Here is a 17,626-nt window from a genome sequence, read left to right as displayed (position 1 = left end):
ATGTCCCTGATGCACCGTTAATTTAATCGCCTCTTTTGTAACCATCGCTGGTTGCTGCTGTATAGGTGTGGCTTTTTTTAGCTGCCTGCAATTATTTTAATAATGATTCAATAAAAAATGCATAATTCATTACTTTTCCGGCTTCGTTTTGCCTGCAAAACGACTTTTGCCCTGGTGATGGCGTTAGTACTTAGCTTTGTCCTGCAGCTGGACACACCAAAATGGTCAATGATGACAGTCGCTATTATTGCTGCTTCTCCGGCGTTCGCCTCCGGCGGAGAGCCGATGACCGGCGTACTGAGGTTCAGGGGATTTTTACGGCTGATAGGTACCGCGATTGGTTCACTGGGGGCGGTCATCATTATCTGCGGCCTGTCACGTGCCCCGGTACTGATGCTGTTTGCCTGTTGTCTGTGGGCGGGTTTCTTTTCCTGGCTATATACGATTGTTAAGCAGGAAATCTCTTATGCTTTCGGCCTTGCCGGCTATTCGGTATTTATTATTCTGGTCACCGCCTGGCAAACGCCTCAGGCAGCGCCGCAAATAGCAATTTACCGTTCGCTGGAAATATCTTTAGGGCTGTTGTGTATTATATTTTCCGATTTAATCTTTATGCCCCGCAGTATTAAGCCGCAAATAAAACGCTTTATTGATGACTGTCCAATGGCATTATTTCGCCTGATGGCCTGCTGCTTTACCGCAGCCAATGAGCAGGAATTTGAAGAGCGTTTCAGGCATATGCTTGAAGAATGTAAAAAGTTTAATGCAATGCGTCAGGTACTGAAAATGGAGTCCACCCATAATAATCCGGTGTTACTGCAGCGGCTGAAGGGAATAAACGGACTGATGTTTCATTTATGTACCCTGACCTATGAAACCTGGCAGTATTTCCACCAGCGTCCGGAAAAACGCAGTACCAGCTGGTATCTGCTGTTCAGCCAGATACCAGACAGCACTCCGGCACTGACACAGAAACTCCACCAGTTTACTTTACTTATTCCTCAGTTAGCGTCACATCAGACCCCGTATGCCCTCTCTTCCTGGATAAAAGGGCTGAAAGAATTACGTATTCTGTGCACCGGGTTTCACTCCAAAGTGCCATTGCATGATATCGAGAAGGAAATAATCAGCCGTTATGCGATTAATGCTGCGGCTTCGGTACAAAGAAAACATGCTCTGGTGAACGGCTTCCGTACTTTCCTGACCGGCTTTGTCGGCTGCTGTTTATGGTTTACCACCACCTCAACAGCAGTCACAGGGTTTCTGATTATCTCGAGTATTGTTGCTACCCTGGCGATGCGGGCAGAAAATCCGCGCCGCGTCGCCATGGATTTTATCTACGGTATGATTTATATCCTGCCGGTCAGCTTTTTTTATTACCTGATTGTCCTGCCTGCCACCCAGCAGAGTTTCTTATTACTGATTATTGCAGTCAGTATTCTGGTATTTTTCTTTTCTCTGTGTGTACAGTGGAAAATCCTGGGCAGTGCGGCTTCTCTGATGTTTATTTTTAACCTGATCCCGATTACCAACCCGGAAGTGTTCAATTTCAGTCATTATCTGGACAGCGCCCTGGGACAGATTATCGGTGCCATTGTGACCCTGCTGATTATCTGGCTGATTCCGGACTTAAGTAAAAGCTCCATGTCCAATGCACTGTTACGCAATATTCTTACTACCTCACTGCAGACACTGACCACTAACCCTAAACGACGTAAAATCAGTCGTCTCAGCGCCTTATACGATGACCTGTTGTTACTGATCACCCTTGATAGCCGTAAATTAAAACGTTACCGTCTCGGGATTAATCTGATCATTATTTACCGGCGTATTACCGCCTTAAATATTCCCTATTTGCAGACACTGTCTGACTTTCACCTGCAGATCCGTGAAACAGCCAGTGATTTATCTCAGCAGAAAATGGCGATTCAGCGGGAACGGGCTTATGTAAAACTGCAGCAGTTACTGCATGAATATCTGGTGATTATCCGGATATTGCCTGATAACGAAAAAATAGCCCTTGTGGTTAATGATTTACAGACACTACTCAGTACATATAAAGGGGAACTGATTAGCCGCTGATGTGTGCAAAGCCGGCCACGGTTAACTTCGCAGCTGCGGGGTTATGCGGCTGTCTGGCTCTGCCACTGATTAATCTGTGAAACACATCACAATAATGTCTGCAGGCTTTATGTAATGTGAGACGCTGATTTTACGAGGTTTTTCAGATCCCTGCGGTTTTCATCATGAAAAGGGTATGCAATGTTAACTGACTATCTGACCAAAGAAAGAATCCATATCTGTGACACTGTCGCTGACTGGCAACAGGCGGTGACCTTATCTGCTGACCCGTTACTGAAACAGGGTGTGATCAGCCAGAGATATATTGATGAGATTATCGCAGAACACGGGCGAACCGGCCCTTATTATGTGTTGGCCCCCGGCGTTGCCATGCCCCATAGCCGTCCGGAAAATGGTTCCAACGGTATTGGCCTCTCACTGCTGGTGATCAGGCAAGGTATTAACTTCGGCAGCGAAGACAATGATCCGGTCAAAGTAATTTTCTTTCTTGCTGCCAAAGATGCTGACAGCCATATCGCTCTTATCTCTTCCCTGGCAGAATTACTTGATGATGAAGAGAATATTGCTCTGCTGGCTACCGGCAACAGGGATACCATCGATACAATTATTCAGCGCTATTAATCCGTACTGACTGATTTATTTTGCAGTGCCCCTACCTTGCGGGGCACGTTACTTAAACAGAGGAAGTACTATGAAAATTTTTGCGGTTTGTGGTCATGGTCTCGGCAGCAGTTTTATGCTGGAAAAAAATATTAACACTGTGCTGGCAAAAAACGGCACCACTGCCGATGTCGGCCATATCGACCTGGCTTCTGTCTCTGATAATCTTGCCGATATTTTTGTGGTCGGTCAGGACCTGGCAGCAGCCATTGCCGGAAAAGTCGATAGTCAGAAAGTCATCGTACTGAAAAGTATTATTTCAAAAGCTGAACTGGAAGAAAAACTGACCCTGTTTCTGGGGGATCACCGCTGATTTATCACTGACCATCTGACTTGTATAGCTTCGGGGGGTATAACTATGGATTCGGTTCTCTCTTTTTTCCTCGATATACTAAAAGTTCCTTCTATTCTGGTGGGCCTGATCGCACTGATCGGCCTGTGTGCCCAGAAAAAAAGCATCGATCTGATCATCCAGGGCACAATTAAAACTATTCTCGGTTTTCTGGTACTGAGCGGTGGTGCAGCCTTACTGGTGACGACCCTCGGACCGCTGGGCGGAATGTTTGAACATGCATTTAATGTGCAGGGTGTTATTCCTAATAATGAGGCCATTGTTTCATTATCCATGAGTAAATATGGTGAAAGTACCGCCTATATTATGGCTTTTGGTATGGTCGCCAATATTTTCCTGGCCAGATTCAGCCGGCTTAAATATATCTACCTGTCAGGACATGTCTCATTTTATATGGCCTGTATGCTGGCTGTTATTTTAAGCATTACCGGGTTTAGTGGTCTGTCGCTGGTTATCTGCGGCTCACTGATTATGGGGTTGTTTATGGTTGTTTTCCCGGCACTGGCACAGCCTTTTATGCGGAAAATTACCGGTGAGGATGACGTCGCACTGGCCCATACCGGCACCATTGGTTACGTACTTTCAGGTCTGATTGGACGACTGGTCGGCAAAAATTCGCCGTCTACTGAAGAGATGGACTTACCGAAAAATCTCGGTTTCTTACGGGACAGTACTATTTCTATCTCACTGACCATGATGGTGGTCTATATCATTCTGAGCCTTTGTTCCGGCAGCAGTTATGTTGAGCAAAACTTTAGTCAGGGACAGAATATCATTATCTTTTCTGTGATAATGGGCATCACCTTTGCTGCCGGCGTTTATATTATTCTGGCCGGGGTGCGTCTGATTCTGTCAGAAATTGTGCCTGCCTTTCAGGGATTCTCGGAAAAGCTGGTCCCTGACGCAAAACCAGCCCTTGACTGCCCTATTGTCTATCCTTATGCACCTAATGCAGTATTAATCGGTTTTATCTCCAGTTTTGCCGGCGGGCTGGCCGGACTGGTTATTCTGGGCCAGCTGAACTGGGTACTGATCCTGCCGGGGGTCGTCCCGCACTTCTTTACCGGTGCAACCGCCGGTGTTTTCGGCAATTCCACCGGCGGACGCCGGGGCGCGGTATTCGGAGCCTTTACTAACGGCTTGTTAATTACCTTCCTGCCGGCGATGCTATTGCCATTGCTCGGTCAGGTCGGACTGGAGAATACCACTTTCTCAGATTCTGACTTCGGTGTGGTAGGGATTATTCTCGGCAACGGGATTAAATACCTGACCCCTGCGACTATTATTTCGCTGCTGGTGGCAATCTATCTGCTGATGATTGGTTATAACCTGCTGGCCAGAAAAAAAACCTGAGTCCGATAACGGCGGGGGAGAGACTCCCCGCCGGATTTTATCACTGCCCCCCGCTTATCCGCGATAACCAAGGTATTTCAGAAAAGTCTCTCTGCGCTGGCGGTTACGAAAAATATTGATCAGAAATTCCAGAACATTAAACAACAGACAGAGCAGCAGTAATACCATGATATAAGGCAGAGCATTTTTCCATGGCAGTCCCATCTGATTTACCCCGGCAATGGCTTTTATCGCCCATGTTGAAGGCAACAGATCAGAAATAAATCTTACCCCCCACGGCATCGCCTGAACCGGCCAGATGGTTCCGGAAATATAAAATACCGGCATAGTAATAAATGACAGTGTCAGATAGACAATTTCCACCCGCCGGATACATTCAGTCAGCAGGTTACCGAGGCTGATCACCGCCAGTAAAAACGGGAACGTCAGCAGCAGAATTTCCGGGATAGACGCGGTTTGCCGGTAACCTAATACCCATGGCCACAGGCCAAACAACACCACAGATAAAAACAGCCAGATCGGGATCAACGCCGAATACGCGCCGAGGATCACCGACAGGGAGGGTTGGCCACTGGCGCTGATGGTCAGGTTGACCCTGACACTGGCAATCAGTAGTGAGTGTTGCAGCAGCATCACCAGCAGCCCCGGAAAGACTATCGCGGCAAAACTGATGCCGGGATTAAATAATGGCTGGGTGATGGCGCGAATCGGTGTCAGCAGCACCTGCGCTTCCGGCCGGGTAAAACCATTATTCATCAGAATCGCGCTGTTGTAATGGGTGACCATTTGCTGGTACGCCCCGATAATATCCTGCTCAATCTGGCCATTCGCCAGCCGGTTGGTCGCATCGCCGAATACGGGGATAGCCACACTCTGGCCAGCCAGCATTTTTTTCTCTAAATCTACCGGCATAACAATGACCGCAAATACCTTGCGCCAGCCGAGATCACGCCTTGCGCCTTCCAGGCTGGCGTAGTTGAGCATATCAATCTTCGAGGTGGCATCCAGATCACGGATAAATAAACGGCTGGCCGGACTGTGGTCCATGTCCACCACCGCGACCGGTAAATTCCATACGGTACGGTTAGCATACACCAGGCTCATAACACAAAGAGAGATCAGCAGCATCCCCCACATCGGCCGTTGCAGCATCCCGCTGAGCACCTTTATAAAAGTCTGCCGGTATTCCCTCATACCATCGCCTCCTGCTCACGTAACCGGACCGGTAACCGCTTTCTCACCAGCAGGCTGATCACTAACGGATAGGCGAGTAACAGGGCACAGACCGAGGCAACCGGCTTCGCCGGGACCTGGCGGAGGAACAAATCAAACATGGCATATAATGCATGGGTCAGAGGCTCAAGATTCGCAATAATCTGTGCCGGTAATGGCATCGATAATTCGGGGACCGCAATCCCCGAAAAAGTCATCGCAATACTGACCATTAATGCCATCAGGGTATAGGCGGTAATCGAGGTCCGTGTAAAAGTGAACAGCAATACGGCCAGGCTCTGTGCGGCAATAATATAGAAGAATGCCACACAGAACATATACAACGGATTACCTGCCACTGTGGCATCTGAGCTCCAGACCAGTAGTGCAATCTGGCCCATCAGCACCACCGTATACACCAGAGTGTAAGGCGCCAGTTTCCCCAGCAGGGACAAGGTAAAGGCACCGGAATAGATCAGTGCTTTACTGCGTGACAGCACATAAATCATACAGGTTACAACAAACAGCTGCATCAGATGGATCGTCGCCGCAAATTGCTGGTAATAAATATAACTGCCGCTGGCATTAAACAAACTCTGGTAGGTCAGTGATACCTGCGCCAGCGCGGGCACAGGCTTACCGATTTTAGCCGCAATAATCGTCCGGTACTGACTGTTCAGAGCGCTCATTAGTCCGGAAAAATCCTGTGTCGAATACAGGCCGGCCGCATAAAACAGCGCATTATAATAAAACACCACTTGCGGCTGACGTCCCGCCAGGGCATCAGCTTCAAAATCAGGCGGAATATACAAAATCCCGTAATCGTCTGCGGTACGTAATTTTTCCTCCGCCTGTGGCAATCCGCCCGGCCATTCGGTGAGGCGGGCATGGGGACCGGCATCCAGTTTACGGATCAGTTCACGGGACAATTGACTATGGTCATTATCCACGACCGCGACCGGCAGATTCAGCAAAGTACCGGCAGAAAAGTTACTGCTCAGTAACCAGAACAGTAATAACGGAAAACACCACGTAAGCCAGTGGATCACTGGTTTGCGTGAGTCAGTGCGGATTTGTTTATTAAATGCGCGGTAGAAATAACGCCAGCTGCGTTTTAATGTTGCCACTGCCATAATGCACTCATTCCCTGTCGTAATCCTTTCACCGGCATCACCGGCGTTAAACGCACTTCAAAGGTTTTCAGGTCAAAATCTCCTGTCGCCCTGGTCGCACTTTTGGTCGAAAAATCCCCCAGAGGTGCGATGTAATGCACTCTGGCTTCGATTAACTGGTTATTCAGTGCCGGTACCCTGAGTTTAATCAGGTCACCTTTCCTGACATGAGCCAGAATATCTTCACGCAGATTAAAAATAAAATACGCCTGGTGAAGACGGACCAGAGTCAGCAGCGGGCTGGATGCACTTAGCAGCTCCCCGACTTCTGCCGGTATCGGCCCGACCTCGCCAGATACCGGAGCCCTGACAACCAGATCATCGGTCTGGGCTTTGACTTCAAGTAACTGTTGTTCGGCTTCATCCAGCTGTGCGGCATAAATATCACGCTGTTGCAGACGATCGCCATGCAGCCCTTCATCCAGATTCGCACGGGCACTTTGCATTGACTGCAATGCCGTATTACGCGCATTACGCGCATTATCCAGGGCCTGTGCCGAAATATATCCCTTTTCAGCAATTTTCTGCTGACGGTTATATTCATCCCTGGCATTCTGGTAATCAGAGGTAGCAGAAGCCAGTGCCGCCCGCAGATTACGAATACTCTCTTCACGGGTACCACTCAGAGATAAATCAAGTTGCGCTTTTGCCTGGTCCCTGGCAGCCTGTGCAGCCCGTAACTGTGCTATCAGTTCAGGTGCATCCAGTTTCATCAGCACTTGTCCGGCTTGTACATCATCGCCCCGTTCAACCAGCCGTTGCACAACCCGCCCTTTTGCCTTAGAAGCAACAATCACTTCCGGTGCATCAACTTCTCCTTGTAATAATAACCCCTGGTTTTGTGCCCTGAAAAAAATCGCCAGCGATACTACTGCGACCATTAATAACACCGTAAGTATTATTTTTTTATTCATTCTGACTGCTCCGCCATCCGGTATATCTGTTCCATCATCATTACTCTGTAGTCTGACATAAATCTAGCATAGAGCATTGATATAGATTATGCATAAGGAGTTTTCGTGAATATCAGGGGACATTTTTTAAAAAATGTAATTTGATGAAATCATCTGCTCTGGAAGTCAGACTGCGAAATAAAAATGCATCTCCTGTGCATTATATTTTCGAATAGGATGATATATATCCTGAGGTAAGTTATTTATGTCGTTAAATATACATATAAAACAATATGGCACCAGTAATGGCATTTTTACGCGGTGTCAGGCGATGATATTTCCCTTTCGCCGATAAAACGTTCATCAGTCCGCGGAGAAAGGTGATCTTATCATGGTTTATATGGCACATCGTCGCCGGTGAAAGAACACCGGCATTGAAGGTGTTTCAGTCTGCAGGCTCACACAGACAGAACTCAATCACGAATAACTGTTCCGTCTGCGGATAAATGGTCGCGATAACCTTGTGTAACTGTGGCAGGCTCATATTTTCCTGGCGGGCATGTTCCCCTGTCAGTTGTGACTGTAACACCGGCGTAATGCGGATAACCCGCAGGGTAGCAAAATACTGCTGATCATCTTGATACCCAGCCCTGAGCCGTTGGCCCGGCAAAAAACCCGCTTCGCTGTGGTCACGAATGGTGATGATCTTGCGGCCAGCCAGAATATCTGCAGAAAAAGCACGATAGAACGTAATATCAATAGCCATTATTCACCTGTTGATCATGATCCCGTTGCTGCCAGTCACCTGACAGCAACACCGGACATATTACCAGCCTTTGACTGCACCGCCATTAAATATAATATTCGCCGCCGCTGCCACTTCCGGTGACTGGTAGGCCTGAATAAATTTTTTCACATTAGGTGCATCTTTATTATCTTCGCGGGTCACAATCACATTCACATAGGGTGAGTTTTTATCTTCGATAAAGATACCATCTCTGACCGGAGACAGGCCGGTTTGCTGGAGATAGGTGGTACTGATGATAGCGACCGTGACTTTAGGGTCATCCAGAACACGCGGTAACTGGGCGCCTTCCAGTTGCATAATATTCAGTCTGAGGGGATTACTGGTAATATCCGCAGCGGTCGGCAGTAATCCGGTGCCGCTACGCAGAGTGATCAGCTTTTCTTTCTGTAACAACAATAATGCACGGCCAAGGTTGGTCGGATCATTGGGAATAGCAATGGTATCTCCGCTTTTCAGTTCAGAGACATTATGGATTTTTCGTGAATATCCGGCCATCGGAAACACAAAGGTGTTAGCTACCGCCACCAGGTGATATCCCCGCGCCTGGTTATCTTCTGCCAGGAAAGGCCGGTGCTGAAATACGTTTGCATCCAGCTCTTTATTAGCCGTAGGATCATTTGGTAATAATGAACCACTGAATCCGACTAAATCAACATGCAGGCCATACTTTTTCAGAGCAACCTGTTTGGCGACTTCTGCCACATCCTGCTCTGCTCCGTTAATAACACCGACTCTTATATGGTTACTGTCTTCGCTGGTTTTATCACAGGCCGTCAGTAAACTACCGCCGACCAGTAATAATACGGGGAAAAATAATTTCAAAGATTTACTCACCTGTGCTCCGTCATTTATTGCAGAATGTAAACGTTCATGATAATGACATAATCGCCCGGCGGGGAGAAGCCGTTACTCTGTGTATTTTATATAAGAAAATCATCCTTAATATTCCCCGGAAGAATATTAAGGATGCGCCGGACAGGGCAGGAAATAGTCACCGATCAGGGTGTTTCCTGGCGGAATAACCACTGTCTGAAATCTTTTATTTCATCAAGACTGATCGTATGCCCCATTCCCGGATAAGTTTTAAAGACCACCGACGGGGTAAAATCTGTCAGCTGTTTTACTGCCTGCTGGCCGGTTTTCAGAGGAATACGCTGATCGGCCTCACCATGACCAACAAACACATGCAGCTGCTTCGCTGCTTCAGCCGGTACCTCAGCAGGACTGAACCCATCCGGTAAACGACCACTGAAAATTGCCGCACCATGAAACAACTGTGGGTGTGTCAGAGCGACCGCATAGGTCATCACCGCTCCCTGGCTGAACCCCCCCAGATACGTATGTGCCGGTGAAATATGGTACTGATGCTGTAGCGCCTGCACAGTTTTTACCACCGCATTGCCGCTTTCTGTAACATCAGATGCCGCCTGAGATTCACTGACATTATTCCGATACCACTGGTAGCTGTCACCGGCTACAGGTAACGGTGCCCGCAAGGAAACCACTAGCATGTTGCCCGGCACAATCACCGGAAAATCATTAAAATCCTGCTCATTCGCCCCGTAGCCGTGCATCATAACCAGCATTGACGGATCCGGCCCCGGCTGGGCTGCGGGCATAAATAAATAGCTTAAATCGGTGGCCCCCGCCAGTGGCGCAGCCAGCAATCCGCCACATACCCCGAGCACCGCAAAATATTTTTTCACTTGATTACCTCAATATGTCTTTTTTCCGAAGTACTGTCATTCGATATCATCTGACAGGTACCCTTGTCCCTGAGAAATTTTCCATCGTACTCCCGGAAACAGTGCTAACCGGATATTAAATAAAAAATAGAATGGCATATAAAGCGTATTATTTTCCTTTACCCGCAACTCCATGACTGACAGTACCTTTTCAAGCTCGCGTAATAAATGCCCGCCGGGTAACTCATGGATGTTTTTCAACCGCCTTTTCAGGTAAAGATTAATTTCGTGAAATAAAGGCTCAGTTTTTATCCCGTATTGCTGAATAATCTGAAAATGACGCCCATAAAAATCAAAAAGATTAGCCCCCAGCCACAACTCAGTAATCAGATTATTTTCTATCGTCATACTGATTGCCGGGTCAGCTTTGTTACGTGGCAGAATAATATTGATTCTGTCCAGCATCCGCTGAATGAACTGCTGACGTTGCAGCAGCGAGGCCTGCTGCAGACGGATATCGATTATTAGCTGTAGTAATTCACGGATCCCCGCCCTGAGAGCTCTTTTGGCAGTCCAGGAGGGACGTTTATTACGTATCATTAAAGTAACAACCAGCGAAATAATAATCCCGACCATTGTCGATATTGCTGCATTGATCGTTGTCAGAGTATCGGGTGCAAAATCATGGGTCAATCCGATATATGCAGGTAACTGGGTCGCAACAATTAATCCGATAAAATTAGTCGCAGGGTTAGCGATCACCAGTCCCATGAATATCAGTGCCGGTGACAGGCAAATAATCATTGATTCAAAAGTAACGGCTGCCGGCAGCACCATCAAAGAATAGAAAATACTGATGGCTATCGCGATAACCATGCCTTTCATAAAAATACGCATACCACCCACCGGGCTGTCGTGGGTGGCGAAGAAAGAGCAGGTCACCGCGGCGATCATTGCCGCATTTGCTCCGCTGTGCCAGCCACTGCCAATCCAGAACAGGCAAGCCAGTAACGTAGCAATAAAGGCAGTGAATGCAGACAAGGCATTCATTCCTTTATCAATATACTTTTTCCTGTGGATTGCTTCAGCACCCTCAGGACGTTTTTTCAGCCGGGATAAGCGGACCCCGACGCCGTGATAAGCCGTCAGAATACGGACAACATTTTGTAAGCGATCAATCAGACCGGTAAACAGCAGACTTTCTTCGGTACTCATCCTGTTTTCCAGGAAATGCTGTTCAATCATACTCCGCGTATGTGCCAGTTGCCGGGTTACCGACGCACTGTCCTCACCGGCCGCATCATCCAGCCAGGCGAGGAAGCGGCAGACACTGTTATGGACAAATTCCGGCAACCGGATATTGTCAGCAGCCAGTAAATTCAGTCGTTTTTCGATCGCGGTCAGTGTCGGCACCAGGTAGGATAAATGCTGATATTGCGCCGATACCAGTCTTACCAGACGCTGAACCTGGTTGGCTTCATAGGCACAGTGGGTCATCAGTACTTCCACACTCAGCGGATAGTTAGCCATCTGAACCAGAATCTGGTCACGCTCAGGGGAGCCGGCCGACGAATGCTGCCTGAGTAAAGAACCACAGAGTTTTTTCCCCTGCTGATACCAGTTATTGACACTGTTTTCCAGCAACGACTTCATACTGACCGGGAAAATCAGTACATGGACCAGGCTGCTGATAATAATCCCAACGGCAACCTCTTCGATACGGGAAATTACAGTGTAAGTAATCGCCGAAGGAGTAGCCACATCCGGAAACCCCATGATCGCGGCACTGTAACCTGCCAGCATAAAAATATAACTTTTCGGTGTACGATCCCGTAAAGACAGATACAGACAAACAGCAACCCAGGCTGAAACCGCCAGACTGAACAGTACCGGGGACATCACGGTCGCCGGGTAGATCAGAAATATAAACATCCCCCCGAGTACCGTCCCGGCCAGCCTGAAAAACGATTTTGAAACAGTAGAGGCAGTGTAAATCTGTGAAACCACATAGACGGTGGTAAGAGACCAGGTCGGTTTTTCCAGGTTCAGCCTGAGTGCCAGATAAAAGGCCAGAAAAGCCGCAAGTGTCGTTTTTAACGAAAAAATAAACGCACTTTTTGTCAAAAAGTTCATAAGGCAGAGTAACTTAATTATGTATTTTTTATATAATCGGCAAGTATAATACAGCCGCCTGTTGTCAGACGATAAAAAATTGTAACAGCTGTAATGAATGTACTTCCGGTGATACAGAATATAGCAGGGACATAAAAATACCTTATATTTTGAGACTGCTGCACGTCCGGCGCATACCTTTGATTGACAGTAACAAGACAGACAATCCGGTCATTTTTTCTAACTGCTGAAGGGAATGTACGGTAACGCCCGTCGTTATAATTTCCTGATTATTTAATCAGGTTGTTTTATTATTTCAGAGTGTAGCCATTGAAACAGATTATTACTTTTATCGTCAGCTCTCTTTAGCAGTCATATTACCCGACTTTCCGGATGCTCATAAATATAACCACAAAAAGATTATTTATTCGTGAATATCACACAACCAGATTCACTGCTGCCTTCTGAAGATCATACCGCCTCCCCCCGGGAAATCCATTTTCTACTCAACAACCGCTGTCCGGTCAAATATTCACTGCCCGATGACTGGCATACTCACCCGGCTGATCCCAGGTATATTTCCGTAATCTTCAGGGAAACAGAAAAATGTCTGTATACTGGGTCGTACGCTGCCCGAAGATAACGGCTGATTAAGAGTGCCCCTGCGGCAACTTCCCCCGGCCACCACGCCATTTACAGGATTGTGTCATGTTAAAAGTATGGATTATTCTTTTCATTTCGATCGTTGCCGAAACCTTTGCCACTTCAATGATCAAATCTTCTGAAGGTTTCAGTCGTCTGCTGCCCTCGCTGGCCGTGATCTGTGGCTATATAATTTCTTTTATCGGGTTATCTCAGGTCGTTAAAGTGATGAATGTCGGGGTTGCTTATGCCGTCTGGGCGGGGGTCGGGATCTGCCTTGTTTCACTGATCTCCTGGTTCTTTTTCCGCCAGAAGCTGGATTTACCCGCCATTCTGGGCATCGGACTGATTATCAGCGGCGTGGTTGTTATCCAGCTGTTTTCAAAATCAGTCACCCACTAATCGGGGGGGAGACCCTGCGGTCAAACCAGCAGAGACAATGCTCCTACCCACGTAATGCAGACACCGCCCTGAGTGAGGTTCTGATTTTCAAATAATTCCGGGGAAAAAGGCAGATTGCGTCTGCTTAAGAATCGCGATGATCTGGCTGTCAGTAAAACGTGATCGGTGAGCTTCGCTGCCTTTCGGGTCATAGAAATCCCCCTGAATTCAGGTGAGTATAAAATTCTGCTTATAAATACACCGGCTTTTCGGGGGGATTACCCAGGAACCGGGCGGTTACCCTTAAGGGCCACTGGCTGAGGAGTGTTCGGCGGGTAATAAATCCCAGCTGCAAGGGCTGGGGGCGCTGTTTACTGCGGACCGGATGGGGGAGATTTTCGGGCCTTAAAATAATCAATCAGATTAAAGATGATTGCAGCTGCTGTTATAGCTGAACCAGCAATAATACTTTTGATGAAATTTTTAGTGATCTCCTCAAATGGCAAGAAAAAACCACCTATATGTATAAAGCCAATGACAATTTTTATAAGTAAGCCCAGGAAGAAAAAGCCAACTGTAAAGTAGCTAAAAAGCAGTATATATTTGAGAACGGTTTTCATCACTTTTCGTTCCCCTGTTTTTTGATAATGCTTTTGCCTGCGTCTGTTGTAGCTTCTGAGGCGAAAGCACCTCCAACATCATAGATAAATCCTGGTGATTCTTTTCCTATGACCGAGTTCACCAACCCTGGCGCATATTCCCCGAACTTTCCGCCGACCCATGCTCCAGCGGCGGCACTTCCAACAGCCCCGGCATCAGCTCCATCCGTAAACACAGCCCCACCTGCCGCTATGCCAACGTTCTGCCAGACACCACGGCCCGGAGCCAGTGCTCCCGTAATACCTGCCGAAGCACTCCCCCGGTAATCCCAACCTTTACTTTCATTTCCCGGCTTACTCAGATCGAACCACTGATAAGAACCATTAGCGATTTCCGCGATGACTGCTCCCCCCACAGATTTACCTACTGATGCAGCCGGGCCTAAATAAGCCGCACCTGCAATCAAGACCCCATCTTTATAGCCATTAACGATAACGTTGGTGATATTCGCTCCTTCCGGTAAATCACCTTTCGCCAATTGATTCAGTCCGGTCTGGGTTTGTTCCGGCGTGAGATTATTATCCGTTGCGTACTGGCTCCAGGAGGCAACCGCCTGACCATAATTCATCATTCCATTTGACAGGCTTAAATGATTATTCTCCACAATAATCCCGACACTAAGGCTGGAATTGATGAGAGTTTATTTTGATAAACTTTTTTTATCTTTCCTCTCTTGTAGCCAGACTTTTATCCAGAGGCCACTTCCCAGGATACTACCACCTGGTACAGCCTTACTTAGGGAATAAGTTGCTTCTTTAAAAAAATCAAAATAAAAACCACTATCATTTCCCAAGTAAAAAATGAACGCAATACCAAGACTTAATAAAAAAACTATTAAGAAAATCATCATCACCCAATATAAAACGAGGTAAATAAACAATGGATATCCAATTTTCTTGAACATTATTATTTTTTCCTCCCATGGTCTAATTGCTCTTTAACTTTATTACCAGCCACTTCAGATGTAATGGAACCAATAGCAGCTTCAGCTACTTCAGATGTTGTCTCCTTAACAACTGGCTTTATGACTTCTGATGCAACCTTCCCAGCGATTCCTCCAGCCACGCTACCGAATCCTGCACCAGCCATAGAGTTAATCGGATTCTCCCCTTTAATCCCGCTCCCAATCGCCGCACCACTGATTACACCACCTTTCAGCGGATCGTCACCTTTAATCCAGCTGGAGGTGGCACCGCTACCTGCATTCACGGCGATTGTACCCCATAGCCCCGTTCCGGCAGTCAGCGCACCTGTCCAGTAACCCAGAATCACATCATTCGGGTTCACTTCACCATTCATCAGATAACCCACTCCAGCGTTAGCACCTGCACCTATCAGGCTGGTCGTCGCTGCCGCTGCGGGTAATAACGGCCAGGCTAAAGCGCTCCCTACTGCTGCCATTGCCGTTTCACAGGACACCGGTGTTCCGCCACTACAGGCCTCTTTAATAGCAGCCTGTGTTCCCGATTCGTAATTCGCAGTGGTTCCCGGTTTCTGCTTATTCGCTGCTGCCAGAATACTTCCCAGCGCATTATTCTCAACAACAACCCAGCCGCAATAGCTGGGATTCGTTACCCTTATGTATAAAGACTATCGTCGTAGGGCACTTCGGTCAGAATATTTTGAATTTCACGTTGTGCTTTTGGCTCCCATGAAATATTCATACTTGCCATTAACTCAATAAATTTTGGGAAGGCGATGCGTCGTCCATCTCTACCTTTCACCCTGTATTCTAACTCATATTGAAATGCTGTCTTATAAGCAAGTTCCGACATAATCCAATAAAGTAGCTCATCTAGCGATCCAGTAATCTTACGCGAGAATTCATACCCTCTTTCTGAATGAATAAAATTATATACATCATTTTCAAATGTAACATATGGAGTACCATCACCAATTGGGGAGGTACAAAGATTAACAGAATGTCTTGGTAGACCAGCTCGCAAGGTCAGGTCGTCAATTTTTTTTTGTATTTCTTCGATATTCAGCAGCATATCAGCGAACCTCACGGATATATTCATTCTTCAAGAGCCATTCTACATTCACTCGATCTTGCATATTAGGTAATATTTGAATCCCTCCCCCTGGCTCACCAAAAGCAGGGGCAATTTTACCCTGTATAGCAGGCAACGGTTTGATTACCTCATACTCATAGTATTTTTCAGCCTTAGCACCTGGTGCAAGAGCACGTTGTTCGTAAGGTGTCCCTTTTGGAGCAAGGAAAGAACCACTAGGCTCTCCATACCTATCTAAGCGAGTGCCTACTGGTATAGTAGTTTTAACAGGATCTCCTTCAAATCCTAGATTCTTAGGCCAATTCCATCCACCATCAGCATTTTTGAACTTGTCATAGTACGAATAACCTCCGGCTTCACTATCTGTAATTGCACTCGATGAATTAGGATTCTTTGGCACTTTTCCTGCATTTACAACTGCCGACTCAGCCTTACCCGCAACCTTAGCAACAACTTTCTCCGTCAGTACCGCGCCACCTTTCACCACTCCGGCACCGCCAGCCAGAAGACTGGCAATGTCTGTCACCAGCTTGCCGCCCTCAACACCCGCATTAAACGACCCGCTGGCTCCGGCTTTCTGATACTCCGCTTCCATCCGGTCAATGCGGTCAATATACGATTGCTTCACCGCATCCGACACGTTACCAAGAACATCACCGCTGTTAAACAGCGACTTCAGCGCCTGATACGTTTCAACCGGACTACTGGCCGTTTTCACGATACTGTCAACAGCGTCATACAGTCCTGCCGGTACGCCTGCAAGCATTCCCGCGGCATAGCTTACATCCTGGGCAGCGCTGGCAGCAGTCCACCTTGCTTGAACACCGGCTTTACAGGATGTGGTCTGGCTGGATGCCATTCACTATAAAATCAAAGAAAATGGCCGCTTCATCACCAAAGCGGTTTACACGATTCTGGCACTGAATATCGAGGGTAAAAAAGAACTATTGGGTCTGTATCTGTCTGAAAATGAAGGCGCTCATCACTGGCTCAGCGTTCTGACCGACCTGCATAACCGGGGCGTTAAAGATATCCTGATAGCCTGTGTTGATGGTCTTAAAGGTTTCCCGGAAGCTATAGAATCCATCTATCCACAAACAGAGATTCAGCATTGTATTATCCACCAGATACGCAATTCACTTAAATATGTCGCCAGCAAGAACCAGAAAGCCTTCATGGCCGACTTAAAGTGTGTCTACAAGGCTGCAACACTGAATGCAGCAGAGCAGGCGCTGGACGAACTGGAGAGCCGTTGGGGCGAAAAATATCCGGTTGTTATTAACTCCTGGCGTAACAAATGGCAGACGTTATCAGCGTATTTTAAATATCCCGACTATGTTCGAACAGCAATTTACACCACCAATGCGGTAGAGGCTGTCCACCGTCAGTTCCGCAAGCTGACGAAAACCAAAGGCGGTTTTGCTAATGAAAACAGCTTGCTGAAGTTACTTTATGCCGGTATTTTACGAGCATCAGAGCGCTGGACCCACCCGGTACAGAACTGGAATCTGACACTGTCTCAGTTGTCGATCCACTTCGCCGGTCGACTTGATAATCATATCGACCTGTAAGCCTTGACACAGAATAATGAACACCCTC

18 protein-coding genes and 1 pseudogene are annotated in these 17,626 nt (G+C 47.3%); 6 read left to right on the top strand and 13 right to left on the bottom strand.

Going from position 1 to position 17,626, the window contains the following annotated elements; all coding sequences use genetic code 11:
• The first annotated feature begins 117 nt into the window (after positions 1-117).
• The 4 genes from JK198_RS12675 (at position 118) to JK198_RS12660 (ending at position 4,447) form a co-directional block, all read left to right on the top strand.
• Entirely contained in the window at positions 118-2,082 is a 1,965-nt protein-coding gene (locus tag JK198_RS12675) for an FUSC family protein (protein WP_212706630.1), read from the top strand.
• A 180-nt stretch (positions 2,083-2,262) separates the two neighbouring features.
• Positions 2,263-2,703 (top strand): PTS sugar transporter subunit IIA, encoded by a 441-nt coding sequence (locus tag JK198_RS12670; RefSeq protein WP_212706631.1) that lies wholly within the window; start codon positions 2,263-2,265, stop codon positions 2,701-2,703.
• Positions 2,704-2,773: 70 nt separating this feature from the next.
• Positions 2,774-3,055, top strand: a complete 282-nt coding sequence (locus JK198_RS12665; protein WP_212706632.1) for a PTS sugar transporter subunit IIB — start codon at positions 2,774-2,776, stop codon at positions 3,053-3,055.
• A 45-nt stretch (positions 3,056-3,100) separates the two neighbouring features.
• Positions 3,101-4,447 (top strand): PTS ascorbate transporter subunit IIC, encoded by a 1,347-nt coding sequence (locus JK198_RS12660; RefSeq protein WP_212706633.1) that lies wholly within the window; start codon positions 3,101-3,103, stop codon positions 4,445-4,447.
• 54 nt (positions 4,448-4,501) lie between these two features.
• Here the strand turns inward: JK198_RS12660 and JK198_RS12655 are convergent, their stop codons facing one another.
• The 7 genes from JK198_RS12655 to JK198_RS12625 all read right to left on the bottom strand — a co-directional run bounded on the left by JK198_RS12655 (position 4,502) and on the right by JK198_RS12625 (position 12,350).
• On the bottom strand, positions 4,502-5,641 hold the full coding sequence (locus JK198_RS12655) for an ABC transporter permease (RefSeq protein WP_212710707.1): 1,140 nt from the start codon (positions 5,639-5,641) through the stop codon (positions 4,502-4,504).
• Positions 5,638-6,792, bottom strand: a complete 1,155-nt coding sequence (locus JK198_RS12650; protein WP_212706635.1) for an ABC transporter permease — start codon at positions 6,790-6,792, stop codon at positions 5,638-5,640. The genes JK198_RS12655 and JK198_RS12650 overlap by 4 nt, the downstream gene beginning before the upstream one ends.
• On the bottom strand, positions 6,774-7,745 hold the full coding sequence (locus JK198_RS12645) for an efflux RND transporter periplasmic adaptor subunit (RefSeq protein WP_212710706.1): 972 nt from the start codon (positions 7,743-7,745) through the stop codon (positions 6,774-6,776). Before JK198_RS12645 ends, JK198_RS12650 begins: the two co-directional genes overlap by 19 nt.
• Positions 7,746-8,169: 424 nt before the next feature.
• Positions 8,170-8,490, bottom strand: coding sequence for a N(4)-acetylcytidine aminohydrolase (gene yqfB, locus JK198_RS12640; RefSeq protein WP_212706637.1), 321 nt, complete (start codon positions 8,488-8,490; stop codon positions 8,170-8,172).
• A gap of 60 nt (positions 8,491-8,550) precedes the next feature.
• Positions 8,551-9,354 carry a lipoprotein NlpA gene (gene nlpA / locus JK198_RS12635; protein ID WP_212710724.1) on the bottom strand — a complete coding sequence of 268 codons (804 nt, stop codon included), beginning with the start codon at positions 9,352-9,354 and terminating at the stop codon, positions 8,551-8,553.
• Between the two features lie 176 nt (positions 9,355-9,530).
• Positions 9,531-10,238, bottom strand: a complete 708-nt coding sequence (locus JK198_RS12630; RefSeq protein ID WP_212710705.1) for a dienelactone hydrolase family protein — start codon at positions 10,236-10,238, stop codon at positions 9,531-9,533.
• Positions 10,239-10,274: 36 nt separating this feature from the next.
• Positions 10,275-12,350, bottom strand: a complete 2,076-nt coding sequence (locus JK198_RS12625; protein WP_212706639.1) for an FUSC family protein — start codon at positions 12,348-12,350, stop codon at positions 10,275-10,277.
• Between the two features lie 687 nt (positions 12,351-13,037).
• On the opposite strand from JK198_RS12625, the gene JK198_RS12620 reads away from it, so the two are divergent.
• Complete coding sequence (locus tag JK198_RS12620; RefSeq protein ID WP_212706640.1) at positions 13,038-13,373, top strand: SMR family transporter; 336 nt, start codon at positions 13,038-13,040, stop codon at positions 13,371-13,373.
• Between the two features lie 350 nt (positions 13,374-13,723).
• Here the strand turns inward: JK198_RS12620 and JK198_RS12615 are convergent, their stop codons facing one another.
• The 6 genes from JK198_RS12615 to JK198_RS12590 all read right to left on the bottom strand — a co-directional run bounded on the left by JK198_RS12615 (position 13,724) and on the right by JK198_RS12590 (position 16,793).
• Positions 13,724-13,972, bottom strand: coding sequence for a hypothetical protein (locus JK198_RS12615; protein WP_249213109.1), 249 nt, complete (start codon positions 13,970-13,972; stop codon positions 13,724-13,726).
• A complete protein-coding gene (locus JK198_RS12610; protein WP_349290193.1) occupies positions 13,972-14,616 on the bottom strand; it encodes an adhesin in 645 nt (214 codons plus the stop codon). Before JK198_RS12610 ends, JK198_RS12615 begins: the two co-directional genes overlap by 1 nt.
• Positions 14,617-14,652: 36 nt before the next feature.
• A complete protein-coding gene (locus JK198_RS12605; protein WP_212706642.1) occupies positions 14,653-14,916 on the bottom strand; it encodes a hypothetical protein in 264 nt (87 codons plus the stop codon).
• 2 nt (positions 14,917-14,918) lie between these two features.
• The gene (locus JK198_RS16840) at positions 14,919-15,431 is read right to left on the bottom strand and encodes a hypothetical protein (protein ID WP_349290175.1); all 513 of its coding nucleotides are present in this window, start codon (positions 15,429-15,431) and stop codon (positions 14,919-14,921) included.
• 158 nt (positions 15,432-15,589) lie between these two features.
• Entirely contained in the window at positions 15,590-16,006 is a 417-nt protein-coding gene (locus JK198_RS12595; protein ID WP_212710704.1) for an Imm63 family immunity protein, read from the bottom strand.
• 1 nt (position 16,007) lies between these two features.
• Positions 16,008-16,793: a TNT domain-containing protein gene (locus JK198_RS12590; protein WP_249213323.1), complete on the bottom strand. Its 786-nt coding sequence runs from the start codon at positions 16,791-16,793 to the stop codon at positions 16,008-16,010.
• Between the two features lie 73 nt (positions 16,794-16,866).
• Between JK198_RS12590 and JK198_RS12585 the strand changes: the two are divergent.
• Positions 16,867-17,598, top strand: a pseudogene (locus JK198_RS12585) (IS256 family transposase); the annotation flags it as partial.
• Positions 17,599-17,626 lie beyond the last annotated feature (28 nt).

Source organism: Tatumella sp. JGM91 (assembly GCF_018257575.1).
Taxonomy (GTDB): domain Bacteria; phylum Pseudomonadota; class Gammaproteobacteria; order Enterobacterales; family Enterobacteriaceae; genus Tatumella; species Tatumella punctata.
Note: the sequence above shows the minus strand (reverse complement) of the source record. Positions and strands in the feature narration are given on the sequence as shown.

Excerpts from the sequence above, each read along its gene's own strand:
- JK198_RS12675 (WP_212706630.1), top strand. The coding sequence starts at position 118 with ATGCATAATTCATTACTTTTCCGGCTTCGTTTTGCCTGCAAAACGACT.
- JK198_RS12670 (WP_212706631.1), top strand. The coding sequence starts at position 2,263 with ATGTTAACTGACTATCTGACCAAAGAAAGAATCCATATCTGTGACACT.
- JK198_RS12665 (WP_212706632.1), top strand. The coding sequence starts at position 2,774 with ATGAAAATTTTTGCGGTTTGTGGTCATGGTCTCGGCAGCAGTTTTATG.
- JK198_RS12660 (WP_212706633.1), top strand. The coding sequence starts at position 3,101 with ATGGATTCGGTTCTCTCTTTTTTCCTCGATATACTAAAAGTTCCTTCT.
- JK198_RS12655 (WP_212710707.1), bottom strand. The coding sequence starts at position 5,641 with ATGAGGGAATACCGGCAGACTTTTATAAAGGTGCTCAGCGGGATGCTG.
- JK198_RS12650 (WP_212706635.1), bottom strand. The coding sequence starts at position 6,792 with ATGGCAGTGGCAACATTAAAACGCAGCTGGCGTTATTTCTACCGCGCA.
- JK198_RS12645 (WP_212710706.1), bottom strand. The coding sequence starts at position 7,745 with ATGAATAAAAAAATAATACTTACGGTGTTATTAATGGTCGCAGTAGTA.
- yqfB (WP_212706637.1), bottom strand. The coding sequence starts at position 8,490 with ATGGCTATTGATATTACGTTCTATCGTGCTTTTTCTGCAGATATTCTG.
- JK198_RS12625 (WP_212706639.1), bottom strand. The coding sequence starts at position 12,350 with ATGAACTTTTTGACAAAAAGTGCGTTTATTTTTTCGTTAAAAACGACA.
- JK198_RS12620 (WP_212706640.1), top strand. The coding sequence starts at position 13,038 with ATGTTAAAAGTATGGATTATTCTTTTCATTTCGATCGTTGCCGAAACC.
- JK198_RS12615 (WP_249213109.1), bottom strand. The coding sequence starts at position 13,972 with ATGAAAACCGTTCTCAAATATATACTGCTTTTTAGCTACTTTACAGTT.
- JK198_RS12605 (WP_212706642.1), bottom strand. The coding sequence starts at position 14,916 with ATGTTCAAGAAAATTGGATATCCATTGTTTATTTACCTCGTTTTATAT.
- JK198_RS12595 (WP_212710704.1), bottom strand. The coding sequence starts at position 16,006 with ATGCTGCTGAATATCGAAGAAATACAAAAAAAAATTGACGACCTGACC.
- JK198_RS12590 (WP_249213323.1), bottom strand. The coding sequence starts at position 16,793 with ATGCTTGCAGGCGTACCGGCAGGACTGTATGACGCTGTTGACAGTATC.